The organism is Amycolatopsis sp. NPDC059027 (genome assembly GCF_042739735.1).
Taxonomy (GTDB): domain Bacteria; phylum Actinomycetota; class Actinomycetes; order Mycobacteriales; family Pseudonocardiaceae; genus Amycolatopsis.
The window spans coordinates 56,300-78,645 of record NZ_JBHYIK010000017.1 but is presented as its reverse complement, the minus strand read 5'-3'; the positions used below and the strand labels follow the sequence as shown (position 1 = coordinate 78,645).

21 protein-coding genes are annotated in these 22,346 nt (G+C 71.4%); 13 read left to right on the top strand and 8 right to left on the bottom strand.

Annotation, left to right across the window (positions count from 1 at the left end; genetic code table 11):
- Positions 1–4 precede the first annotated feature (4 nt).
- Both ACFWY9_RS14325 and ACFWY9_RS14320 read left to right on the top strand, forming a co-directional pair.
- Complete coding sequence (locus ACFWY9_RS14325; protein WP_378339048.1) at positions 5–544, top strand: YbhB/YbcL family Raf kinase inhibitor-like protein; 540 nt, start codon at positions 5–7, stop codon at positions 542–544.
- A gap of 29 nt (positions 545–573) precedes the next feature.
- Positions 574–1,479: an MBL fold metallo-hydrolase gene (locus ACFWY9_RS14320; protein WP_378339047.1), complete on the top strand. Its 906-nt coding sequence runs from the start codon at positions 574–576 to the stop codon at positions 1,477–1,479.
- 21 nt (positions 1,480–1,500) lie between these two features.
- On the opposite strand, the gene ACFWY9_RS14315 is transcribed toward ACFWY9_RS14320, so the two are convergent.
- Both ACFWY9_RS14315 and ACFWY9_RS14310 read right to left on the bottom strand, forming a co-directional pair.
- Positions 1,501–2,160, bottom strand: a complete 660-nt coding sequence (locus tag ACFWY9_RS14315; RefSeq protein ID WP_378323245.1) for a class I SAM-dependent methyltransferase — start codon at positions 2,158–2,160, stop codon at positions 1,501–1,503.
- Positions 2,161–2,171: 11 nt separating this feature from the next.
- Complete coding sequence (locus ACFWY9_RS14310) at positions 2,172–2,996, bottom strand: putative protein N(5)-glutamine methyltransferase (protein ID WP_378323434.1); 825 nt, start codon at positions 2,994–2,996, stop codon at positions 2,172–2,174.
- A gap of 83 nt (positions 2,997–3,079) precedes the next feature.
- On the opposite strand from ACFWY9_RS14310, the gene ACFWY9_RS14305 reads away from it, so the two are divergent.
- A complete protein-coding gene (locus ACFWY9_RS14305; RefSeq protein WP_378323246.1) occupies positions 3,080–3,682 on the top strand; it encodes a TetR/AcrR family transcriptional regulator in 603 nt (200 codons plus the stop codon).
- A complete protein-coding gene (locus ACFWY9_RS14300) occupies positions 3,666–5,285 on the top strand; it encodes an acyl-CoA dehydrogenase family protein (protein ID WP_378323247.1) in 1,620 nt (539 codons plus the stop codon). The genes ACFWY9_RS14305 and ACFWY9_RS14300 overlap by 17 nt, the downstream gene beginning before the upstream one ends.
- Here the strand turns inward: ACFWY9_RS14300 and ACFWY9_RS14295 are convergent.
- Entirely contained in the window at positions 5,282–5,899 is a 618-nt protein-coding gene (locus tag ACFWY9_RS14295) for an AAA family ATPase (protein ID WP_378323248.1), read from the bottom strand. The two genes, ACFWY9_RS14300 and ACFWY9_RS14295, sit on opposite strands and share 4 nt — an antisense overlap.
- 40 nt (positions 5,900–5,939) lie before the next feature.
- Positions 5,940–6,587 carry a DUF6461 domain-containing protein gene (locus tag ACFWY9_RS14290; protein ID WP_378323249.1) on the bottom strand — a complete coding sequence of 216 codons (648 nt, stop codon included), beginning with the start codon at positions 6,585–6,587 and terminating at the stop codon, positions 5,940–5,942.
- A gap of 173 nt (positions 6,588–6,760) precedes the next feature.
- Between ACFWY9_RS14290 and ACFWY9_RS14285 the strand changes: the two genes are divergently transcribed.
- Positions 6,761–7,345: a DUF4865 family protein gene (locus ACFWY9_RS14285; RefSeq protein ID WP_378323250.1), complete on the top strand. Its 585-nt coding sequence runs from the start codon at positions 6,761–6,763 to the stop codon at positions 7,343–7,345.
- A gap of 4 nt (positions 7,346–7,349) precedes the next feature.
- On the opposite strand, the gene ACFWY9_RS14280 is transcribed toward ACFWY9_RS14285, so the two are convergent.
- From ACFWY9_RS14280 to ACFWY9_RS14270, 3 genes are all read right to left on the bottom strand, one after another.
- Positions 7,350–10,466 (bottom strand): amidohydrolase family protein, encoded by a 3,117-nt coding sequence (locus tag ACFWY9_RS14280; RefSeq protein ID WP_378323251.1) that lies wholly within the window; start codon positions 10,464–10,466, stop codon positions 7,350–7,352.
- Positions 10,467–10,557: 91 nt separating this feature from the next.
- Positions 10,558–11,733, bottom strand: coding sequence for an SWIM zinc finger family protein (locus ACFWY9_RS14275; RefSeq protein WP_378323253.1), 1,176 nt, complete (start codon positions 11,731–11,733; stop codon positions 10,558–10,560).
- Positions 11,730–14,459 (bottom strand): DEAD/DEAH box helicase, encoded by a 2,730-nt coding sequence (locus tag ACFWY9_RS14270; RefSeq protein ID WP_378323255.1) that lies wholly within the window; start codon positions 14,457–14,459, stop codon positions 11,730–11,732. Before ACFWY9_RS14270 ends, ACFWY9_RS14275 begins: the two co-directional genes overlap by 4 nt.
- A 78-nt stretch (positions 14,460–14,537) precedes the next feature.
- On the opposite strand from ACFWY9_RS14270, the gene ACFWY9_RS14265 reads away from it, so the two are divergent.
- The 5 genes from ACFWY9_RS14265 to ACFWY9_RS14245 all read left to right on the top strand — a co-directional run bounded on the left by ACFWY9_RS14265 (position 14,538) and on the right by ACFWY9_RS14245 (position 18,770).
- Positions 14,538–15,317 (top strand): TetR/AcrR family transcriptional regulator, encoded by a 780-nt coding sequence (locus tag ACFWY9_RS14265; RefSeq protein WP_378323435.1) that lies wholly within the window; start codon positions 14,538–14,540, stop codon positions 15,315–15,317.
- A gap of 9 nt (positions 15,318–15,326) precedes the next feature.
- A complete protein-coding gene (locus ACFWY9_RS14260; RefSeq protein WP_378323257.1) occupies positions 15,327–16,466 on the top strand; it encodes a glycosyltransferase in 1,140 nt (379 codons plus the stop codon).
- A gap of 78 nt (positions 16,467–16,544) precedes the next feature.
- Complete coding sequence (locus ACFWY9_RS14255) at positions 16,545–17,864, top strand: RNA polymerase sigma factor (protein ID WP_378323258.1); 1,320 nt, start codon at positions 16,545–16,547, stop codon at positions 17,862–17,864.
- Between the two features lie 71 nt (positions 17,865–17,935).
- A complete protein-coding gene (locus tag ACFWY9_RS14250) occupies positions 17,936–18,268 on the top strand; it encodes a YciI family protein (protein WP_378323259.1) in 333 nt (110 codons plus the stop codon).
- A 16-nt stretch (positions 18,269–18,284) separates the two neighbouring features.
- Positions 18,285–18,770, top strand: a complete 486-nt coding sequence (locus tag ACFWY9_RS14245) for an AraC family transcriptional regulator (protein ID WP_378323261.1) — start codon at positions 18,285–18,287, stop codon at positions 18,768–18,770.
- Between the two features lie 62 nt (positions 18,771–18,832).
- Here the strand turns inward: ACFWY9_RS14245 and ACFWY9_RS14240 are convergent, their stop codons facing one another.
- Positions 18,833–19,318, bottom strand: coding sequence for a DUF1772 domain-containing protein (locus ACFWY9_RS14240; protein ID WP_378339046.1), 486 nt, complete (start codon positions 19,316–19,318; stop codon positions 18,833–18,835).
- A gap of 105 nt (positions 19,319–19,423) precedes the next feature.
- On the opposite strand from ACFWY9_RS14240, the gene ACFWY9_RS14235 reads away from it, so the two are divergent.
- From ACFWY9_RS14235 to ACFWY9_RS14225, 3 genes are all read left to right on the top strand, one after another.
- Positions 19,424–20,356 carry an AraC family transcriptional regulator gene (locus ACFWY9_RS14235; protein WP_378339045.1) on the top strand — a complete coding sequence of 311 codons (933 nt, stop codon included), beginning with the start codon at positions 19,424–19,426 and terminating at the stop codon, positions 20,354–20,356.
- Positions 20,357–20,487: 131 nt separating this feature from the next.
- Positions 20,488–21,363 (top strand): helix-turn-helix transcriptional regulator, encoded by an 876-nt coding sequence (locus ACFWY9_RS14230; protein ID WP_378339044.1) that lies wholly within the window; start codon positions 20,488–20,490, stop codon positions 21,361–21,363.
- Positions 21,364–21,490: 127 nt separating this feature from the next.
- A complete protein-coding gene (locus ACFWY9_RS14225) occupies positions 21,491–22,342 on the top strand; it encodes an oxidoreductase (protein WP_378339043.1) in 852 nt (283 codons plus the stop codon).
- Positions 22,343–22,346 lie beyond the last annotated feature (4 nt).

The following is a 22,346-nucleotide window of genomic DNA, read 5'->3' as shown; positions in this document are numbered from 1 at the left end:
TCCCATGCACGAGAACAACCCGTTCGCGCGCCTGCCCGAAGCCGCGACGTTCACTTTGACCAGCGCGACCATCTCCGCGGGCGAGCCGTGGCCGGTCGCGCAGATGTCCGGCGCCGCCGTGCCCGGGGGCGCGGACGTCTCGCCGCACCTCGCGTGGGGCGGTGCGCCCGGGGGCACGAAGAGCTACGCCGTGACGGTCTACGACCCGGACGCGCCCACCGGGTCCGGGTTCTGGCACTGGGCCGTGGCGAACATCCCGGCGGACGTGACCGAGCTGGCCGAGGGGGCCGGAAGCGAGGACGGTGCTCTCCTGCCCGACGGTGCCGTTCAGCTGCCCAACGACGCTCGGGTGTCCCGTTTCTTCGGGGCGGCCCCGCCCGCCGGGCACGGAGCACACCGCTACTTCGTGGTCGTGCACGCCCTCGACGTCCCCCACCTCGACATCCCGGCCGAGGGCACGCCCGCTTATCTGGGCTTCCTGATGTTCGGGCACGTCCTGGGGCGGGCGGTACTGACGGTCACCGCGGAGACACCGGCCGGCTGAGGGGCGGCACCACAATCGCAAGGAGTGTCATGGAACAGTGGAACGTAGGCGACATCTCGATCACGAAGGTCGAGGAAACCGAAAGCTGGGCGCCGCTCGAATTCCTCCTCCGGGTCCTGCCGGCGTCGACCGTGGAGGAGATCGAGCGCATCGAGTGGCTGAAGCCGACCTACCTGAACGACGGCAAGGTGAACGTCCTTGTCCACTCGTTGCTGGTGGAGACGCCTACGCACAGGGTCGTGGTGGACACCGGCCTCGGCAACGGCAAGAAGCGCCTGGCGCCGGTCTTCGACGATCTCGACACGGATTTCCTGGAGAGGTTCGAGAAGGTGTGGCGCCGGGAGGAGGTCGACGGCGTGCTCTCGACCCACCTGCACATCGACCACGTCGGCTGGAACACGATGTTCGAGGACGGCCGGTGGCGGCCCACGTTCCCCAACGCTCGCTACCATTTCGTGCGTGAGGAGTACGCGCACTGGAAGGCGTTCGCGGAGGATCCGCGTGCTCGTGAGGCGTACACCGAATACGGCTACACCATGGTCGACGCGGTAGCGGTGTTCGAGGACTCGCTCAAACCGATCGAGGACGCCGGGCTGATCACCTGGGTCGAGCCGGGACAGGTCGTAGTCCCGGGAATCTCGCTCATCGCCACCGCGGGCCACACGCCTGGCCATGTTTCGGTTCTTGTCGAGGACGGCGGCGAAAGCGCCGTGATCACCGGCGATCTGTTCCACTGCCAGGCTCAGATCGCGCGGCCGGACTGGTCGGCGGAAATGGACAGTGACACCGAGGCGGCGACGCGGGCCAGGAGGGATTTCCTCGCGCGGTTCGCCGACTCGCCGACTCTGGTGCTCGGAACGCATTTCGGTACGCCAACGGCCGGTCGTGTCGTGCGCGACGGGGAAACGTACAAGCTGGTTCCCGAGCGCGGCTGAGCGTTCGGGAACCAGGCCGGGTCAGGCCGCGGCCGGTTTGCGGAGGATCAGGTGGGCCTGCGGGCTGTTCTCGTACTCCCCCTCCGGTTCGCGGACCAGCCGCGAAATCGGCTGGAACCCGACATCGGTGGCCAGCGTGGCGATGTGGTCCGGTTGCAGGCGGTAGGCGTTGTAGTCGAGGCCGTCGTGGCCGTAGGCGCTCGTGATGTGGCGAGGTTCGTCGCCGACCTGGAACGCGAGCAGGAGGTGGCCTCCCGGCGCCAGGACCCTGGCGAACTCTGCGAAGATCGGCGGGAGCAGTTCCGGCGGTGTGTGGATGATCGAGTAGTAGGCGACGACGCCGCCGAGTTCGCCGTCCTCGAGGTCCAGCGCGGACATCGAGCCGACCTCGAAGCGCAGCGCGGGGTAGGTCCGGCGGGCGACGGCGATCATCTCCGGGGAGAGGTCGATGCCGGAGACCGGTACCCCGAGCGAGTCCAGGTAGGCCGTGATGCGCCCGGGTCCGCAGCCGATGTCCGCGACGGGTCCGGCGTCGGCCGCGCGCACGTACTCCGCGAACACGCCGAGCATGGCGCGGTCGTAGGGCATCCGCGCGAGCGACTTGCGGAGCAGTTCGTGGTAGTCGGCGGCGACCTTGTCGTAGGCGGCGCGGGTGGCGCTCAGGTAGGCGGGTTCGGTCATGGTCGGTGACCTTAGCCGTCTGGCTGAGCGCTGTCCGGGGCTTCGGCGAATGTCGGGTCCGCTCCCCTGGTGCCGATGACGACGGTGGCGCCGAATTCGCCGGAGCTTGCCACGCGGGGGCGGAATCCGTTGTGTGTCAAGGCTTTCGCGAGTTCCGGGGCTTGCCGTTCGCTGCTTTCGACGAGGACTGCGCCCTCGCCGGTCAGCCAGGTCGACGCGCCCGCGATGACGCGTCGCAGGATGTCGAGGCCGTCGGCGCCGCCGTCGAGCGCGGTCTGCGGTTCGTGGACGCGGGCTTCCGGAGGCATCAGTTCGATCGCGTCGGTGGGCACGTACGGGGCGTTGGCGGTGAGGACGTCGACGCGTCCGCGCAGGGTGGCGGGCAAGGGCGTGTAGAGGTCGCCTTGGAAGACCTGGCCGCCGACGGGGATGACGTTGCGGCGGGCGCATTCGACGGCGGCCGGGTCGAGGTCCGCGGCGTACAGGTCGACGTCGTCGAGCGCGGTGGCCACGGTGGTGCCGACCGCGCCGGAGCCGCAACAGAGGTCGACGACGACGGCGCCTGGGTGCGCGTACCGGATTGCTTGGCGGGCAAGGAATTCGGTACGGCGGCGGGGAACGAACACGCCTGGGCCTACGGCGACGCGCCGCCCGGCGAACTCGGCCCAGCCGAGGATGTGTTCCAGCGGGAGGCCGTCGACGCGGCGGCGCACCATGGTGTCGAGTTCGGCCGGCGTGCGGGCCTCGGCGATGAGCAGCCGCGCCTCGTCCTCGGCGAAGACGCAGCCGACGGCGCGGAGCCGGGCGATGACGGCCGAAGAGTCGGCGGCAGACATGGTCATGGGCCCGCGACATTACCCCGTGGTGCGGGGCGGCGGGACGTTGACTGAAGTAATGAATCGGTGGTTCACTTCTTGCTGTGCCGTACCGCCGTACCCCGAAGGTGCAGGAAAGACTGGACGCGCAGCACGAGAAGATCGTCGCCGCCGCTGTCGAGCAGCTCGCCGCGCACGGGTACGCCGGATGCTCGATGGCCGCGGTCGCCGAGCGTGCCGGGGTCGCGACCGGCACGGTGTACCGCCACTTCCCCACCAAGGCCGAGCTCGATCTGCGGGTCTTCCGGCAGGTCGTGACCCGCGAGGTGGAGGCGGTCCGGGAGGCTTCCGCCGACGGTGACCCGATCGAGCGGGTGCTCGTGGTGTTCGAGACGTTCGCTGCGCGCGCGTTGAAGGCTCCGCGTCAGGCGTACGCGCTGCTGGCCGAGCCGGTCGGGGCGGAGATCGACGCTGAGCGGCTGGAGTTCCGCCGCGCGTTCCGCGACGTCGTCGCCGGGCACGTCGCGGCCGGTGTGCGGTCCGGGGTACTGCCCGCGCAGGACGCCCGGCTCACCGCGGCGGCGCTGGTCGGCGCGGCCGCCGAGGTGTTGATCGGGCCGCTCAGCGGTGGCAGTGCCAGTGATGTCGTCGAGTTGCGCACGTTCGTGCTGCGTAGTTTGGGAGGTTCGGATGCCCGCCACACATGAGGTCACCAACCAGGTTCCGCCCCTGGCCGACCACGACGTCGCCGCGGATCCGGCGCTGCTGGACGGACTCACGCGCGCGGGTGCGGGGTGGGCGGCCGAGGAGGTCCACGAGCTGGGCAGGCTCGCGGGGAGCGAGCGGGTCCAGGAGTGGGGGCGGCTGGTCAACGAGAACGAGCCGGTGCTGCGGACCCACGATCGCTACGGTCATCGGATCGACGAGGTGGAGTTCCATCCGTACTGGCACGAGCTGATGGACGTCGCGGTGTCGCACGGGCTGCACGCGGCGCCGTGGCGGGACTCGCGGCCCGGGGCGCACGCGGCGCGCGCGGCGAAGTTCTACGTGTGGAGCCAGGCCGAGGGCGGGCACGGCTGCCCGATTTCCATGACCTACGCGGCGATCCCGGCGTTGCGGTTCAACCCCGAGCTGGCGACGAAGTACGAGCCGTTGCTGGCGGCGAAGGAATACGACTTCGGGCTGCGCGAGCCGAGTTCGAAGCGTGGACTGATCGCGGGCATGTCGATGACGGAGAAGCAGGGCGGCTCGGACGTCCGCGCCAACACCACCGTCGCGACGCCCGCCGGCGACGGCAGCTACACGCTGGTCGGGCACAAGTGGTTCACCTCGGCGCCGATGTCGGACATGTTCCTGACGCTGGCGCAGGCCCCGGGCGGGCTTTCGTGCTTCCTGCTCCCCCGCGTCCTGCCGGACGGCTCGCGCAACCGGATTCTGTTGCAGCGGTTGAAGGACAAGCTGGGCAACCGGTCCAACGCCTCCTCGGAGATCGAGTACGACAACGCCCTCGGATGGCTGATCGGCGAGGAGGGGCGCGGCGTGCGCACCATCATCGAGATGGTGAACAACACCCGGCTGGACTGCGTGCTCGGCAGCGCGTCGGGGATGCGGCTGGGCGCGGTGCGGGCCGTGCACCACGCGCGGCACCGGCGGGCGTTCGGGAAGACGCTGGCCGAGCAGCCGCTGATGGCGAACGTGCTGGCGGATCTGCTGCTGGAGTCGGACGCGGCGACCACCGTCGCGATGCGGCTGGCGGCGGCGACCGACCGGCCAGGGGACGCGCAGGAGCAGGCGTTCCGGCGGCTGGGGCTCGCGGTGACGAAGTACTGGGTGTGCAAGCGGGCGCCGTCGCACGCGGCGGAAGCGCTGGAATGCTTGGGCGGCAACGGGTACGTCGAGGAGTCCGGGATGCCGCGGCTGTACCGCGAGGCTCCGCTGATGTCCATCTGGGAGGGTTCCGGGAACGTCGCGGCGCTGGACGCGCTGCGGGCGATGGCGAAGCAGCCGGAGTCGGTCGCGGCCTACTTCGCCGAGGTCGAGCTGGCCGCCGGTGGTGACGCGCGGCTGGACGACGCGGTGGCGCGGCTCAAGAAGGAACTGGCCGATCTGTCCGATGTGGAGTATCGGGCACGGCGGCTGGTGGAGTCGATGGCGCTGGCGCTGCAGGGCTCGCTTCTGGTGCGGCACGGCGACCCGGCGGTGGCGGACGCGTTCTGCGCGTCGCGGTTCGGCGGGGACTGGGGTGTCGCGTTCGGGACGCTGCCCGCAGGGACGGACACCGCGGCGATCATCGCGCGGGCCGGGGGCTAACCGACCCGGATGTGCTTGACGCTCACCCAGGTCTGGCGCAGGTTCGCGCGCAGGCTGCCGGTGGTGTCCGGCCGGAGGTCGAGCCCGGTGTGGCGGGCCACCTCGTCGGCGACCTGCGCGACGGTGCGGTCGTCGGTGTGGACGTGGTGGGCGAACTCGGGGCGGCGTAACGCGGTGAGGCAGCGTTCGACCTGCTTCAGCGCCCAGGAGTCGCCGTGGATGAGCGGCGTGACGCGCCTGCGGAGACGTCGCCGGACGGTGTCTTCGCGGGCGAGCAGGGCGAAGTGGTGCACGGTGTGGCCGTCGGCGCGGAGCTTGCCGATGATCTCGTCGAAGTAGGCGGGGACGACGACGGTCATCGGCGCGATGATCGTCTTGTCCGTGCCTTCGTAGGTGCGCAGCAGATGGTCGAGGACCTCGCGGACGCCGTGGCGCCAGGCCGGGAAGTCCTGGAAGTCGCCGCGTACCGCGCGCGGCAGCATGCGACGCAGGCCGAAGCCGAGGTGCTCGGGGTCGGCCACCTCGCTGCCCGGCAGGCGCCGGTGCAGTTCGAAGGCCGTCTGGGTCTTGCCGCCGCCGAACGGGCCGTTGATCCAGAGCAACGTCGGAGCCATGGGCCCGACCCTAGCCGAACGCCGGGGGCGGCCGGTCGGGTCAGCCGAAGGGCGTGCCCAGCAAGGGGATCCGGCGCAGGTCGTCGAGGGTGCAGGTGAGTCCCGCCAGGGCACAGACGACGCGCATGCCGATGGCGTAGTCGGCCTCGCCGGGTTCGAGGTAGTCGGTCTCGAAGACACCGGCGGCGGCGAAGGCCGCGCGCAGTTCGGCGGGCATGTCGGGGACATCTGCTTCGAGATCGAGGTCGTCGACGTCGACGAAGGCGAGCTGTTCCCCGTTCACGGCGTAGCTCATGCTGGCGTCCGCGTTGATGGTGTACAGACTCGAAGCGGCCGTTCGCCCGTCGGCCGACAGCGGGATGGTGTCGTCCTCGGGAACGGTCGCCCCGCCGTCGTCGTAGACGAAGGTCCACTCACCGATACGTCCTGCCAGCAGCGCGGCGGAATCTCCCGGTTCGATCTTCAGGGCCGCGCCGGGCAGCGAAGTCACCGCGTCCGGCCTGGCAGCGGGCAGCTCGCAGGGCTGGAACCACCGTGGCTTGGCACCGAGCGCTTCGAGCGCTTCCGCCGGTTCGAGGCCCTTCACGACGTGGAGCGTGTGGTTCGGATCCTCGGCGGCCAACTCGACGAGCCAGACCGGATCCCCTTCGGCGGTGAGGGTGTTGGGTGGAAAACCAGGCGTTGACATCAGGATCTCGCTATCGGAAGTGGTGGGCCATCGAGGAGAACAGCGGCCACCGTAGCCAGCTCTCGCCGCTTCCGGTGCCCCGCTGCCCGGCAGGTCCGCAGCCGTGCCCTAGAGGGCACAACTCCGGTTCTGTACCTATTAGTATGTACGGGACGACCGCGAACGGAGACCCGATGCACGCGATGCAGTACGAGATCACCCTGCCCGCCGACTACGACATGGACATCATCCGCGACCGCGTCGCCACCCGCGGACATCTGCTCGACGCCTTCCCCGGGCTCGGGCTCAAGGCCTACGCCATCCGCGAGCGCGGCGTCGATGGCTCGACGCTCAACCAGTACGCGCCGTTCTACCTGTGGCACGAGGCCGCCGGGATGAACGCCTTCCTCTGGGACGGCGGCTTCGGCGGCATCATCGAGTCGTTCGGCCGCCCGGTCGTGCAGCACTGGACCGGGCTGGCGTTCGCGGAAGGTCCCGCGTTCGGCGACACCCCGCGAGCGGCGAGCAAGCACACCGAACCAGTGCCCGCCGAGGTCATGCCCGCCGACGTCATCGCCCGTGCGCTCGGCGAACTGGAGACGCACGCGCGCCGCCGGGACGTCCATTCCGCCGCACTGGCGATCGACCCGCGCACGTGGGAGCTGGTGCGCTACACCCTCTGGTGGGACGCCGCGCCGGAGGAGGACGAGGTGCGGTACCGGGTCCTGCACGTTTCGGCACCGCACCTGGCCACGCTCCCCCGCGGCCGCCAGTGGTGACGACTCAGTCGCCCGCGCAACAGGAATGCCTGCTCGCCGCCACGTAATGCGGGTCGTGCCACCAGAACTCCCGGTTCGCCGGATGCTCCGGGGTGGCCGCGACCGGCGTCGGGGCGAGCGACGCGCGGGCCGTGGTGAACGGCGCGAGCAGATCGTCCACTGTGTACACCAGCCCGTTGCTCACGACCGTGCGGACGTCGGCGGCGTGCCGGATGTCGCGCAGCGGATCGCCGCCGACCACGATCAGGTCGGCAAACATCCCGGGGGCGATCCGGCCGAGTGGCTCGCCGAGGAACCGGCCGGGCGCGCTCGTCGCGGTCACCAGCGCCTCGTGGGGCGTCAGCCCGTGCCGGACCATCGCGCGCAGGTTCATGTGCGTGCTCACCGCCGTGTGGTCGATCGGCGAGTCGGTGCCGGTGACCACCAGGCCGCCCGCCCTGATCAGCGCCGCGACCTGCTGCACCTGGTGGGCGAGGTTGCGCCGGTCCGCGGTGAGATCGGTGTTCCGCACCCTCGTGACCGTGTCCCGCAGCTTGGCGTACTCCCAGGCCGGGTAGAGCGTCCGCACCCGGCGGTCCTCGACCAGGCTCGTGTCCTCGGCGTAGAGCACGATGTTGCGGAACAACGTCGGCGTCCGCGCCGCGCCCGAGGCCGCGAACAGCGCGACGTCGTCCCGATATCCCTTGCCCAGCGCCGAAATCGTGCGCGAGTAGCCGAACCTGCTCGTCGCGCCCATGTGCTCCATCCCGTCGCCGCCGAAGCCGAGCGCCGGATAGCTGTAGTGCGACGTCGCCGGAACGCCGTGTTCGTGTGCCCAGCGCACCACCCGGCGCTGCCATTCCGGCGGGAGGCGGACGTAGGCCTTCATCAGGTCGTAGTCCAGTGCCTCGGCGCGTTCGAGCTCGCGTTCGAGCTGCCGCTCGTCGAAGGTCGGGCGCATGAAGTTGTAGAACACCCGCGCCCCGTCGATCGCCTCGCCGGTGCCGAAGTACCGGGGCGCCACGCGCGCACCCGACTGGACCGACTCGCGAGCCTCGACCATGTGATAGGCCGGGCTGCCCGGCGATCGGGTGGTGGTGAAGCCCAGCGAGAGCCACAGCCTGCCCTGCCGGTCACCGTATTCGTAGCCCTGCATCTCGCGGTGGTGGTGCATGTCGATCAGGCCCGGCAGCACGACGGCGTCGCGTGCGTCCACCAGCTCGGCGTCCCAGCTGTCGCGCCGCGGCTCGACCGCGGCGATCCGGTGCCCCTCGACCAGGACGTCCACATTCCGGCGCAGCGTATGGCTTTCGCCGTCCCACATCGCGCCCGCGCGGATCAGCGTGCGACCCCGGGGACGCACGTTCGTCCAGCTCAGCCGCACCGGCACGGTACGCGGGGTGCCGCCCTCGGCGGGCACGATCCGCAGCCTGCCACCGGAAAGGTAGAGCAGTTCCCGGGAATCGCCGCTCCAGCTGGGCGCGTCGGTGAGTTCGTCGGTGATCCGGCGAGGGACGCCGGCCGGGGTGCCGTCGGCGTGGACGTCGAGTACCCACAGCACGCTGGCCATCGCGAACGCCATCCGGCGGCCGTCCGGCGAGAACACCGGGCCGTCGTCGCCGCGGGTCTGGATCGACCGGTCCGGGATCGGGTCGGCGTACCGGCCCTCCCCGGTCGCCACGTCGACGAGCAGGATCTTGCTGAGCCCTTCCCGGAACCGCGCCGAGTACGGCTTGATCGCCGCCATCGCGATCACCCGCCCGTCGGCCGACCAGCTCGGCCTGCCCGGCTCGAACGTCGCGGGGTAGACCTTCCGCACCGCGCCGGTGGCGACCTCGACGACGTGCAGCGCGCCGTCCTGGTTCAGGAACGCCAGCCGCGCGCTGTCCGGCGACCACGAACCCGACACCGCCGCCGCGCCGGGCAGGTGTGTCAGCTGCCGGTCCTCGCCGGTGGCGAGGTCGCGCAGCCAGAGGTCGAGCTTCCCGCCACGATCGGTCGAGTAGGACAGGTATTTCCCGTCCGGCGACCACGCGGGATCGCATTTCCACCAGTGATCGCCGGTCAGCGGTCGCGGCGCCGAGCCGATCCGCATCGTGTAGACGTCGTTGAGTGCGCGGAAGGCGATCCGCGTGCCGTCCGGTGACAGGACAGGGCTGCCGATCCCGATCACCGGGTGCGGCCGGACGGAGTCGAAGTCCCGTCGCCGCTTGCGGTAGCGGGGGCGGGTCACCGTCACGGTCGCGGTGAAGGCGATGTCCCGCACAGTCGTACGGTCCAGTGAGCGACGCCGGATCACCCCGTCGGCGGTGTAGACGTACTCGCGGGGCCCGGCCCAGGACACCGGGAACGGGAAGACCTCCTCGCCGGCGAACAACGGTTTCCCCGCGCGCACCAGCTGCGTGTCCCCGTTCGGCAGCTGCCGCTGGAAGACCAGGTCCGCACCGTCCGGGGTCCATGACGGCGCGTGCAGGGTGTGCCCGGCGGGCGCCCGCACCACCGTGGTGCGCGAGCCGTCGGCGATGGTGACGACGTCGACGCGGCTGTACCCGACGACGATCGCGACCTTGGTGCCGTCCGGCGACCAGGCCGGTTCGCACTCCTGCTCGCCGGTGCGGGTCAACACCGAAGACGTGCCGCTCGCGACTTCGAGCAGGTGGATCCCGTAGGAGCCGTTCTCCGCGTCCGAGGAGCAGGCGATTTTCTTGCCGTCCGGGGAGAATCGTGGCTCACGATGGTCGTAGGGGCCGTGAGTGAGCTGCCGCAGGCCGGTGCCGTCGGCCCGGATCGTCCACAGGTTGAAGACACCGTCCCGATAGGACTGGAACACCAGCGTCGCGCTGTCCGGCGCCCAGTCCGGCAACGCGACGTCGCCCAGATCGTCGGTCAACCGGTGCGCGGCGCCGCCCTCGGCGGGCATCACCCACAGCACCCCGACCGCGTCGAAGGCGACGAGACGGCCGTCCGGGGAGATCCGCGCGGCCATGCCCGTGCCCTGGGTCAGCGTCACCGGGGTCCCGGCGGACGCTTCCTCTCCGGACGGGGCGGCCGCCGCGCCGGAAGCGGCGACCACCCCGATTCCGGGTACCGCGGCCGTCCCGGCCACACCCGCGATGAAACCCCGTCGATTCAGCGCAGCCATTCCGGACCCCCATGTCCGCCGCTCGTCGTGCCTGCTCCCTTCTCTACACGCTGAGCGATCGGACGACTACCCCTGTTGCACGGGGTGCCGGTCAGGCGAGCAGGGCAGCGAAGGCGACACCGGGGTCGGTTTCCGGCGAACCGGACGGCCACCACACGCCGGCCTCGGCGCGGTAGGGGTACCAGCGGCCGTCGCGGCCCGCCCGCAGCTGGACGTCCGTCCCTGCCACGGTGCCGCGGTTGCGGTCGAACTCCAGCACGACGCCGCGGTCCTCGACCGCTTCGGCCAGTGCCGCCCGCGCCCGCGCGAGCACCGGCTTCGGCGGCGACCAGGTCGACTCCAAGACGTCGAGCCCGCCGCGCCCGCCATACGTCCAGGCGGCAACGGCGCGAGCGAAGTCCTCGCCCGCGTCCTCCCGCAGCCGCGCCGCGGCCTCGGTGCCGGGGAACGTCGCGGCCAGCCGCACCGCGTCCTGGCGCCGGTTCAGCTTCGGCGCGCCGGACAGCATCGCCTCGGCGACCGCGGCGGCGTTGTCCGCCAGGACGGCGAAGGTCTCCGCCGGAATACCCGGCGCCGCGGGCACTTCGGGCCGTCCTCGCGGCGTGAACGCGTCGAGGTCCGGCATCACCGGGGCCGTCCTGGCGAAGGCGTCCGAGACGGGGACGTCCTCGTCTGCACCGGTGGCGCGGACGAACCGGGGCGCGTTGCGGCGCTGCAACTCCTCGAGCACCTCCCGCTCCCCCTTGCCCCGGATGAGCAGCAGGACGAACGGATCGGCGTCGAGCAGCCACGACACCTGGAACGACAACGCCGCCGCGTGCCGGCACGGCAGTTCCCAGCCGGGGCAGTCGCATTCCGGATCGAGATCGCCGATCCCGGGCAGCAGGTGCACCCCGGCGTCGTCGGCGGCCTCGACCAGGTCGTGCGGCATGTCGCGGTCCAGCAGCGCGGCCAGATGCCCGGCGCGGGAGGCCACCCGGTCCAGGAACCGTTCCCAGTCCACATCGGACAGTTCGGCCAGCCGCAGCCGGGTCTGGTACGGACCGCCGTCCACGTCGTCGACCTGCGCGGCGATCCGGCCGGGGCCGACGGCGATCGGCCCGACCAGCCCCGCCGTGGCGTACTTCCGGCCCTGTTTGAGCTGACGCAGGTCGAGCGCGGTGTCCTCCATCGCCGAGATCCACGCCCGGCCCCACCACGAGCGCGCGAACGGACCACGGCCCGGCTGCGCGCCGAACGCCGGGAATCCGCGTACGTCGTCGGTCATCGAGGCCTCCTCAGCTCGACCAGTTCGGTCAGTTCCCCGTCGCTCAGCTCGGTCAGCGCGGCCTCGCCACCGGTCAGCACCGCCTCGGCCAGCGCGCGTTTCTCCCGCAGCATCCCGGCGATCCGGTCCTCCACCGTCCCCTCCGCGACCAGCCGGTGGACCTGCACCGGCCGCGTCTGCCCGATCCGGTACGCGCGGTCGGTCGCCTGGTCCTCGACCGCCGGATTCCACCACCGGTCGTAGTGCACGACGTGATCGGCGCGGGTCAGGTTCAACCCGGTGCCCGCCGCCTTGAGCGACAGCAGGAACACCGGGACCTCGCCCGCCTGGAACCGGCGGACCAGCTCCTCGCGGCGCGCGACCGGCGTGCCGCCGTGCAGCAGCTGCGTCCCGATGCCGCGCTCGGCGAGATGCCGTTCCAGCAGCCGCGCCATCGCGACGTACTGGGTGAACACCAGCACCGCGCCGTCCTCGGCGAGGATGGTGCCCAGCAGCTCGTCGAGCAGTTCGAGCTTGCCCGACCGTCCCTCCACAATGGACTCCCCAGAAGTCTCCTTGAGGAACTGCGCCGGATGGTTGCAGATCTGCTTGAGCCCGGTGAGCAGCTTGACGATCCGCCCGCGCCGCGCCATACCCTCGCTGCCCGAGATCTCCGCCAGCATCTCGCGCACCGTCGCCTCGTACAGCGCCGCCTGCTCGGTGGTGAGCGTGACCGGGCGGTCGGTCTCGGTCTTCGCGGGCAGCTCCGGCGCGATACCCGGGTCGGACTTCCGCCGCCGCAACAGGAACGGGCGCAGCAGTCGCGCGAACCGCTCCGCCGCGACGGGATCGCCGGACTCGATGGGCTTGGCCCACTGACGCCGGAACTCGGGCAGCGCGCCGAGCAGCCCCGGCGTCGTCCAGTCCAGGATCGCCCACAGCTCCGACAGCGTGTTCTCCACCGGGGTACCGGTGAGCGCGATACGCGCCGACGCGGGCAGCGTCCGCAAGGCCTTCGCCGTGCCCGAGCGATGGTTCTTGACGTGCTGCGCCTCGTCGGCGACCAGCAGCCCCCACTCGACCCCGGCCAGCGGCGCCGGGTCGGCGCGCAGCGTGCCGTACGTGGTGAGCACGAACCCGCCGTCGAGCCCGGCCAGCGACCGCGCGCCGCCGTGGAAGCGACGTACCGGCGTGCCGGGCGCGAACCGCTCGATCTCCCGCTCCCAGTTGCCCAGCAACGACGCCGGGCAGACCACCAGCGTCGGTCCGGCTTCTGGCACCTCCGCCGCGCGGTGCAGATGCAGCGCGATGAGCGTGATCGTCTTGCCCAGCCCCATGTCGTCGGCGAGACACCCGCCGAGCCCGAGCTCGGTCTGCGTTGCCAGCCAGCGCAGCCCCCGCAGCTGGTAGTCCCGCAGCGACGCGGCGAGACCCGCCGGTTGCGGAAGTGGTTCGGGTGCCGCGGAAAGCCGTTCCCGCAACCGATCCAGCCAGCCTTCGGTGACGACCTCGACGTGTTCGCCGTCGATCTCCGCGGTCCCGCTCAGCGCCACACCGAGCGCGTCGACCGGGGTCAGCGGCTTGAGCATCCGGTCGCGTGCCTTCGCCGCGAGCGCCGGATCGACCAGCACCCACCGGTCTCGCAGCCGGACCACCGGCCGCCGCGCCTCGGCGAGCACATCCAGCTCCGCCGCGGTCAGCACATCGCCGCCGAGCGCGAGCTGCCAGTCGAAGGCCAGCGCCCGGCCACCGCCGAAGAACGACGGCAGATCGTCCGGCGGCGCGCCCTCGGAAGTAAGGACAGCGCGAGCCGTGAGATCACCGGCCAGCTCGGCGGGCCAGTGGACGTCGATCCCGGCGGCGCCGAGCCGCGGCGCGGCCGCCGCGATCAGTTCGCCGATCTCCTCGTCGCCCAGGTCGAGCTCGTCCGGGACGGCGGCGGCGAGCAGCGGGCCCAGCGCCGGCCACACCCGCACACCCCGGCGCAGTGCGAGCATGACGTCGATCCGCGCCCGCGGCCCCAGATCCCCGGCGCCCGACCACAACTGTCCCGCGTCGACGATCTGCGACGGATCGGCGAGGTTGTGCGCCTGCACCACCAGGCGATACCGTCCGGCCGCCGGATCGCCGCCAGGGACCTCGACCCGCAGCGACACCCGGACGCCGGAGTCCAGCCCGGCCGAGACCTCGTCCGCCCAGTCCCGCAGCCCGGTCGCGTCCTGCGCGGAGGCCGCGGCGTACAGCCGCTGACCGGTCGCCGCGGCCGCCGCCGGCGTGCGGGGCAGCGCGTCGACGACGGCGTCGAGAAACGCCCGCAACAGCGGATACCGTGCGGGCAGCCGGGTCTCGTCCGCCGAAATCGGCGCGGCGTGTGCCTCCGGGGGCATCGCGTCGGCCAGCTCGCGCAACCACGCCACTTCGGCCGGTTCCAGCGGACCGGCCCGCCATGCGTCGTGCCCCGCCTCGGACACCCCGGGCAGCATCCGCCCTGCCGAGACGAGCCGGAGCGCCGCCCGTGCGGCGGTCGCCCAGAACGTCACCGCGGGGGACGCGTCCATCGCGGCCAGCAGTGCCGGCAATGCCTCGACGACCGGCACCCGGCGGGCGGCCACCGCGCGGATTTCCGGCGCTGCCACGCGCAGCAGCTCGGCGTCTTCGGACGGATTCGTGTCGAGATCCCAGAACACGATCTTCCCCAGTCGAGGAGGATCGGCGGGTTCGAACAGCGCGGATTCCCGCAGAATCATCCCACCCCATTCTCTGTACGTCGTACGCGAGACAGTATACCGTAACTCTGTACGGCGTACAAAAAAGTGATGGGCAGAATGACGGACGTGAGCACGGAGTACAGCGGCAGTGGCGATCCGCGACGCACCATCGAGCTGCTCTGGGGTGTCGACGGGCCGCCGCGGCGCGGCCCGAAACCCAAGCTGTCGGTGACCGACGTCGTCCGCGCGGCCATCAAGCTCGCCGACACCGACGGCATCGCGGGTGTGTCCATGCGCCGCGTCGCCGACGAACTCGGCGTCTCCCCCATGTCGCTCTACACCTACGTTCCCAGCCGCGCCGAACTGGTCGACCTCATGCTCGACCACGTCCACGCCGAACTGGCGGCCGTCGAACCCGGCACCGGATGGCGCGCCGCGCTCACCGCGATCGCCGAGGACAGCTGGCGGATGTACCACCGCCATCCGTGGATGCTGCAGGTCGTCACCGGCCGCCCGACCCTGGGCCCGCACACTTTCGCCAAATACGAACGCGAACTCGCCGCCCTCGACGGCATCGGCCTCGACGACCTCGAAATGGACGCCCTGACCACCCTGCTCAACGGCGTCGTCCAGGGGTTCGCGCGCGGCTCGGTCGAGGCCGCCCGGCTGGTCAGCCACAGCGGGATGACCGACCAGCAGTGGTGGGACGCCAGCGCGCCCGTGCTCGCGGAGATCCCGGCCGCCGACCCCGCGAACTACCCCCTCGCCTCCCGCGTCGGCACCACCGCCGGGCAGGCCCACGGTGCGGCGGCCAGCCCCGGCCACGCCTTCCACTTCAGCCTCGCCCGCATCCTCGACAGCATCGAAACGCTCATCGCGAGCCGCACCGCTCGCTAGATTGAGCCCATGCGCCTGCTGTGCACGTTCGTCGGGGGAAACGGCCACTTCCAACCACTGGTACCGGTCGCACGCGCCGCGGCCGACGCCGGGCACACCGTCGCCTTCTCCGGCGAATCACTCATGGTCCCGACGATCGAAGCGGCGGGATTCCCGGCGTTCGCCTCCGGACCCGACTACGGGAGCACGGGTGAGCGCAAGCCGCTGCTCCCGGTCGACCGCGAACGCGAAGCGAACGACCTCCGCGAGGGCTTCGCGCGCCGCGCGGCCACCCAGCGCGCCGACGACCTCCTGCGGCTGTGCGCCGACTGGACTCCGGACCTGATCCTGTGCGACGAGGCCGATTTCGGGGCCATGATCGCCGCCGAACACCTCGGCCTGCCCTGCGCGACCGTGCTCGTCATGGCGTCCGGCTCGTTCGTCCGTCCCGAGATCGTCGGCCCGGCACTCGACGAGGTCCGCGCCGCGCACACCCTGCCCGCCGACGCCCCGCCCGGGATGAGCGCACGACACCTCGTGCTCAACCCCTTCCCGCCTGCCTTCCGCGACCCGGACTTCCCGCTTCCGCCGACCGCACGGACTTTCCGTGCGGAAACCACCCCGGTCACCGAGGCACCGCACTGGCGGATCGAGGGCCGCCCGACGGTCTACTTCACCCTCGGCACCATCTTCAACACCGAATCCGGCGATCTGTTCACCCGCGTCCTCGACGGCCTCGCCGAACTGCCGGTCACCGCAGTGGTCACCGTCGGCCCGGTCATCGACCCCGCCGAGTTCGGCCCCCAGCCCGGCCACATCCACCTCGCCCGTTACCTGCCCCAGCACGACGTCCTCCCGCACTGCGACGCCGTCCTCACCCACGGCGGCTCCGGCAGCGTCCTCGGCGCGCTCGCCCACGGCCTGCCTCAGGTCCTCGTGCCGATGGGCGCCGACCAGCCGAACAACGGCGACCGCGTCACCGCGCTCCGCCTCGGCAAGGTCCTCGACCCGATCACCGTCACCCCCGCCGAAATCCGCGACGCCGTCACCGCCGTCCTCGACGACGACCGCTACCGCCGCAATGCCGCGCGTTTCGCCGCCGAACTCGCGGCACAGCCACCGGCCGAGGAAACCGTGTCCTGGCTGGAAGGACTCCTCGCCGCGAGATAGTTTCGGCTCCGCTGTCGGTCCGCCGGGGCGCCGTTCGTCGGTCCATCGACCGAACCGCACCGGCACGGAGGGGAGCAGATGGCACCGGACGTCGAAACCGCGGTCGCGGAGGCCTTTCGCGAGGAATGGGGCCAGGTCGTCGCCACCCTGATCCGGGTGACCGGCGACTGGGACCTCGCCGAGGAGTGCGCGCAGGACGCCTTCGCGCTCGCCCTGCGCACCTGGCGCCGCGACGGCGTCCCGGACCGTCCCGGCGCCTGGCTCACCACTGCCGCCCGCAACCGCGCCATCGACCGGCTCCGGCGCGAAACGCTCGGCGCCGGGAAGCTCCGGGAGGCCGCCCAGATGCTCGACTCCTACCCCGACGACGGCGACGACAGCGGCGTCCACGACGATCTGCTGCGGCTGATCTTCACCTGCTGCCATCCCGCCCTCGCCGTCGAAGCCCAGGTCGCGCTCGCACTGCGCACGCTGGCCGGGCTGACCACCGCCGAGATCGCCCGCGCCTTCCTCGTCCCCGAACCCACCATGTCCCAGCGCCTGGTCCGGGTGAAACGCAAGATCCGCAACGCCGGCATCCCCTACCGCGTCCCGCCCGCACACCTGCTGCCCGAACGCACCACCGCCGTCCTCCGCGTGCTGTACCTGCTGTTCAACGAGGGCTACTCGGCCAGCGCCGGACCGGACCTGCTCCGCCCGGACCTCGCAGGCGAAGCCCTCCGCCTCGCCCACGTCCTGGCCCGGCTCATGCCCGACGAACCCGAGGCACTCGGCCTGCTCGCGCTGATGCTCCTGCAGCACGCCCGGCGCGACACCCGCGTCGGCCCCGGCGGCGAACTCGTCCCGCTCGAAGAACAGGACCGCGAACGGTGGGACACCGCCGAGATCGCCGAGGGCACCACCGTCCTGGAAACCGCGTTGCGACGCCACCGACCCGGCCCGTACCAGATCCAAGCGGCCATCGCGGCCTGCCACGCGACCGCGGCACGCCCCGCCGACACCGACTGGGCGCAGATCGCCGGCCTCTACGGCGAACTCCGCAAGCACACCCCGACCCCGGTCGTCGCCCTCAACCACGCCGTCGCCGTCGGCATGTCCGCCGGTCCGGCCACCGGCCTCGTCCTCGTCGACCGGCTCGCCGAGAGCGGGGCACTGGCGGGGTACCACCTGCTCCCGGCCACCCGCGCGGACTTCCTCCGCAGGCTCGGCCGCGACACCGAAGCCGCCGAGGCCTACCGCGACGCGCTCGCGCTGGCCCCGACCGCTGCCGAACGCAGCTACCTCACCCGCCGCCGCACCGAACTGCGGCTCACGGAAAATTCCTCCGCCGAGGTGTCGGTCCCGGCCGATCCCGCACGTCGGGTGGATGACCGCGCGAAAACGGACGGACCGAGATGACCGCCAAGACCTTGAGCATGCCGGGCGCGCGCCTGCGTGACCTCCTCGACCAGCACTGAAAGGATCGGACCATGCGGTACCTGCTCATGATCTGCGGCGACGAAACCGCCGCCGAGCACCGGAACGACGGCTGTGGCGACTGGGGCGAGGAAATGCAGCGCCGTGGCGTCATCCTCGACGGCGCCGGGCTCCACCCGCCGGGCGACGCCACCACCATCCGGGTCCGCGACGGCGAAGTCCTGCTCAGCGACGGCCCGTTCGCGGAGACCAAGGAACAGATCGGCGGCTACTGCCTCATCGAGTGCGGCGACCTCGACGAAGCGATCGACATCGCCTCCCGCCATCCCGCCGCCGCGTACGGAACCATCGAGGTCCGCCCCGTCCTCACCCCCGAACACCCCTGACCGAGGAGCCGATCCCATGCCGTCCTTTGCGGACCGTCCAGCCCAGCGCTACGTCGGCGCCCGCGCCACCATCGGCGTCACTGAGTTCGACACCATCGCCGACCAGATCCCGCGGATCATCGGCCTGCTCGCACAGCACGGCCTCGCCCCGGCGGGCGCGCCGTTCTTCCGGTACCTCGTCATCCATCCCGGCATGCGCTTCACCGCCGAGGCCTGCGTACCGGTCGACGGCGACTTCATCCCCGAGGCTCCGCTGATCACCGGTGTCGTCCCCGCGGGCAAGTACGTCTTCAGCAACTACGTCGGTGCCCCGGACGGGCTTTTCGGCGCCACCAAAGCGGTTCTGGACTGGGGCGCCGCCGAGGGCGTGCGCTGGGACAGCACCGAAACCGAGGACGGCGAGCAGTGGGGCGGACGTCTCGAAGTCCTCAACACCAACCCGCTCGAACAGCCCGACCCCACGAAATGGTCGACCGACCTGCTCTTCCGCGTCGCCGGCTGACCCCATGCCGTTAAGGCCACCTTACGGGCGTCTGACGCCCGTAAGGTGGCCTTAAGGGAACGTCAGCGACGGGTCAGCAGAGCGCCGACCAGACAACCGAAACCCGCCGTCGAGGAGACCGCGCGCACGACATTCCACCGCACCCAAACCGTCTCGAACCGCGCCCGCACTTCCTCCAGCGTCGCCGAACCATCGGCCGCCTGTGCCTCGAGCGCGTTGTTCAACGGCACGTTGACCACCCCGGTCACGATCAGCGTCACCATCAGCAGCACGAAACCCGCCACCACCCACGGCAACGCTCCCCGCAGGTCCGAGCGCAGGTGCAACGCCCCGGCCACCGCCGCCAGCAGCGGCGCGCCCAGGAACGTCGCCATGAACCAGCCGTTGAGGATCGCGACGTTGATCCCGCGCATCCCGTCGACGAACGTCTTCGCGTCGCCACGGGCCAGCCCCGGCATCACCGAACACGCGTAGGCGTAGAACAGCCCCGCGGACAGACCCGCCGTGATCGTCGCCGCGACCAGCGCGATGACCGCCACCGTATCCATGGCACCCTTCCTTTCCCCAGGCATGACCACTAGTCAAGCGGCAGCGAGTGAGACGCTCCATCGTTCAGCTGCTCACATCCATGCTCCAGCGTCTACCATTCCGGCATGGACCCGCTCGCCGCCCTCCTCGACGGCCCCCGCGCCCACGGCGCGTTCCTGCTCCGGTCCCTCCTGACCCCGCCCTGGTGCCTGCGGATCGAAGACCGCGCACCGCTGACCGTCATCGCCGTCGTCCGCGGCGAAGCGTGGGTCGTGCCCGACGAGGACGACGGCGTCCGGCTCGGCCCCGGTGATCTCGCGATCGCGCGGGGACCCGACCCGTATCTCGTCGCCGACCACCCGGCCACCCCGCCGCAGGCCGTCATCCACCCCGGCCAGGAATGCCGGACACCCGAGGGCGAACACCTCACCGACCTCGGCGACGTCGGCGTGCGCACCTGGGGCTCGGGCACCGACGGCCCGCTGGACATGCTCACCGGCACCTACCCGGTCGCGGGCGAGGTCAGCCGCCGCCTGCTCGCCGCGCTCCCGCCCCTGCTCGTGCTGCGGGCCCCGGACTGGCAGAGCCCGCTGATCCCGCTGCTCGCCGAGGAAATCGGCAAGGACGTCCCCGGCCAGGAAGCCGTTCTCGACCGGCTCCTCGACCTGCTGCTGATCGCCGCGCTCCGCACCTGGTTCGCCCAGTCCCGCGATCGCGCCCCCGCCTGGTACCGCGCCCACGACGACCCGGTCGTCGGCCAGGCACTGCGCTTGCTGCAAGACCACCCGGACCGCCCCTGGACGATCGCCGAGCTGGCCGCGAACACCGGCGTCTCACGCGCGGCGCTCGCCCGCCGTTTCGCCACCGCCGTCGGCGAACCGCCGATGTCCTACCTCGCGGGCTGGCGACTCGCCCTCGCCGCCGACCTGTTGCGCCAGCAGCCCGACTCCACACTCGGCGCGGTGGCGCGCAAAGTCGGCTACGGAAGTTCGTTCGCGCTCAGCTCCGCCTTCAAACGCGAGTACGGCCAGAGCCCCCAGCACTACCGCGCGAGCTGAACCCGCCACGGCGGGCTCCCTCCCGGCCTTCGTACTCGAACCCGGGCACGTCGTACCGGGTCGCGCAACGTAGTACTGGCAGGGCCAGCCATGTCCTTGGTGATCGACTGGGCGAAGAGCAGACTCAGGGCATGGGCAACAACGACCTTGGCGACTTCCTGCGGGCCCGCCGTGCCGGACTCACGCCGGAGAAGATCGGTCTGCCGGTCGAGTTCGGCGCCGGTCGCCGGGTCGCCGGTCTGCGGCGCGGTGAGGTCGCGCAGCTGGCCGGGGTGAGTATCGAGTACTACACCCGGCTGGAACAAGGCCGCGCCCGGCAGCCGTCCGAACAGGTACTGCATGCCCTCTGCGACGCGCTGCGGTTCGATGACATCGAGCGGCGGCACCTGTTCGCCCTCGCGGGCACCCCAGCCGGGCACGAGGGCCGGGCCGAGCACTCGTCACGGCTACGACCGGCGCTGCGCCAGGTGCTGGAGTCGATGGACCTCGCTTCGGCTTTCGTCAGCGACCGGAACCTCACCGTCGTCGGCGGGAACACGTTGTGGGCGTTGCTGTTTCCCGATGTGGCCGCGCTGCCGCGCCGGGAACGCAGCATGGCGCGCTGGACACTGCTGGATCCGCGTGCTCGCCTCGTGTGGCGCGACTGGGAACGCGTCGCCCGCGACTACGTGCACGGATTGCGCCGGGCCGCCGCCACCCAGCCGCGAAACCAGCACATCGCCAACCTGATCGGTGAGCTGATGATGCGCTCACCCGAGTTCCCGGCGTGGTGGTCGGAACACCGCGTCCAGGAACGCAGCACCGGCCTCAAACGCCTCCACCACCCTGTCGCCGGTGAGCTGGAACTGCAGTACGAGATCTTCACCTCGGTCGCCGACCCCGGCCAATCGCTCGTCGTCTACTGCGCGCCATCCGGCTCGCCGTCCGAGGAGCGCCTGCGACTGCTGGCCAGCTGGGGCAGCGAACCCGCCGCCACGACCGCCCAGGACACCGCCGCCGAGTCCTGACCACCGCCCGAACCGGGCGATCCAGCACCGGTACCACCCAGACACGACCCCGTCATCCCCGCGGGGTCCATGCCGCCGTGCCCACGCACGCCGCGGCCGGACACTCATCCATGAAAGGACATCCGTAGTGAGCAACACATTCCTGATCACCGGCGTCAGCACCGGCCTCGGGCTGGCCATCGCCCGGCGAGCCCTGGCGGCCGGGCACCGTGTCGCGGGCACCGTGCGCACCGAGCGGCACGCGGCGGCCTTCCGGGCACTGGACCCCGACCGGGCCCGTGCCTTCATCCTCGACCTGTCCGACGAGGACCGGATCGACCCCACGGTGCGGGCCGCCGAAGCGGAGCTGGGCCCGATCGAAGTGCTCGTGGCCAACGCCGGCTACGGGCTCGAAGGTACCTTCGAAGAGTCGTCGATGGCCGATCTGCGCCGCCAGTTCGAAGTCAACGTGTTCGGCACGGTGGCGACCGTGAAAGCGGTCCTGCCCGGCATGCGGGAACGGCGTGGTGGCCACATCTTCGTCATCACCTCGATGGGCGGGCACACCACCTTCCCCGGACTGGCGTTCTACGAAGGCAGCAAACACGCACTGGAAGGCATCACCGACACCCTCGCCCAGGAGGTCACCCAGTTCGGCGTGCGGGTCACCGCCGTGGCTCCCGGCGCGTTCAAAACCGACTGGGCAGGCCGGTCACTGGTGCGCGCACCACGCAGCATCGCCGACTACGACGCCCTGTTCGACCCGATCCGGACCCGCCGCCTGGCCCTCGCGGGCCAGGGCATCGGTGACCCCGATCGCGCGGGCGACGCCATCCTCACCCTCCTGGCCGCGGAGAAGCCTCCTGCGCATGTCCTGCTCGGGTCGGACGCGCTACGCCTGGTCACCGCCGGGCGCCAACGGGTCCAGGACGACTTCGACGCCTGGGAGGAACTCAGCCGCTCCACCGACTCCGCCGAAGGCGGAGTAACCGTCGGCTGACACC

Bases quoted from the DNA above. Each gene is read 5' to 3' on its own strand.
- ACFWY9_RS14325 (WP_378339048.1), top strand. From the start codon at position 5: ATGCACGAGAACAACCCGTTCGCGCGCCTGCCCGAAGCCGCGACGTTC.
- ACFWY9_RS14320 (WP_378339047.1), top strand. From the start codon at position 574: ATGGAACAGTGGAACGTAGGCGACATCTCGATCACGAAGGTCGAGGAA.
- ACFWY9_RS14315 (WP_378323245.1), bottom strand. From the start codon at position 2,160: ATGACCGAACCCGCCTACCTGAGCGCCACCCGCGCCGCCTACGACAAG.
- ACFWY9_RS14310 (WP_378323434.1), bottom strand. From the start codon at position 2,996: ATGTCTGCCGCCGACTCTTCGGCCGTCATCGCCCGGCTCCGCGCCGTC.
- ACFWY9_RS14300 (WP_378323247.1), top strand. From the start codon at position 3,666: ATGCCCGCCACACATGAGGTCACCAACCAGGTTCCGCCCCTGGCCGAC.
- ACFWY9_RS14295 (WP_378323248.1), bottom strand. From the start codon at position 5,899: ATGGCTCCGACGTTGCTCTGGATCAACGGCCCGTTCGGCGGCGGCAAG.
- ACFWY9_RS14290 (WP_378323249.1), bottom strand. From the start codon at position 6,587: ATGTCAACGCCTGGTTTTCCACCCAACACCCTCACCGCCGAAGGGGAT.
- ACFWY9_RS14285 (WP_378323250.1), top strand. From the start codon at position 6,761: ATGCACGCGATGCAGTACGAGATCACCCTGCCCGCCGACTACGACATG.
- ACFWY9_RS14280 (WP_378323251.1), bottom strand. From the start codon at position 10,466: ATGGCTGCGCTGAATCGACGGGGTTTCATCGCGGGTGTGGCCGGGACG.
- ACFWY9_RS14275 (WP_378323253.1), bottom strand. From the start codon at position 11,733: ATGACCGACGACGTACGCGGATTCCCGGCGTTCGGCGCGCAGCCGGGC.
- ACFWY9_RS14270 (WP_378323255.1), bottom strand. From the start codon at position 14,459: ATGATTCTGCGGGAATCCGCGCTGTTCGAACCCGCCGATCCTCCTCGA.
- ACFWY9_RS14265 (WP_378323435.1), top strand. From the start codon at position 14,538: ATGACGGACGTGAGCACGGAGTACAGCGGCAGTGGCGATCCGCGACGC.
- ACFWY9_RS14260 (WP_378323257.1), top strand. From the start codon at position 15,327: ATGCGCCTGCTGTGCACGTTCGTCGGGGGAAACGGCCACTTCCAACCA.
- ACFWY9_RS14255 (WP_378323258.1), top strand. From the start codon at position 16,545: ATGGCACCGGACGTCGAAACCGCGGTCGCGGAGGCCTTTCGCGAGGAA.
- ACFWY9_RS14250 (WP_378323259.1), top strand. From the start codon at position 17,936: ATGCGGTACCTGCTCATGATCTGCGGCGACGAAACCGCCGCCGAGCAC.
- ACFWY9_RS14245 (WP_378323261.1), top strand. From the start codon at position 18,285: ATGCCGTCCTTTGCGGACCGTCCAGCCCAGCGCTACGTCGGCGCCCGC.
- ACFWY9_RS14240 (WP_378339046.1), bottom strand. From the start codon at position 19,318: ATGGATACGGTGGCGGTCATCGCGCTGGTCGCGGCGACGATCACGGCG.
- ACFWY9_RS14235 (WP_378339045.1), top strand. From the start codon at position 19,424: ATGGACCCGCTCGCCGCCCTCCTCGACGGCCCCCGCGCCCACGGCGCG.
- ACFWY9_RS14230 (WP_378339044.1), top strand. From the start codon at position 20,488: ATGGGCAACAACGACCTTGGCGACTTCCTGCGGGCCCGCCGTGCCGGA.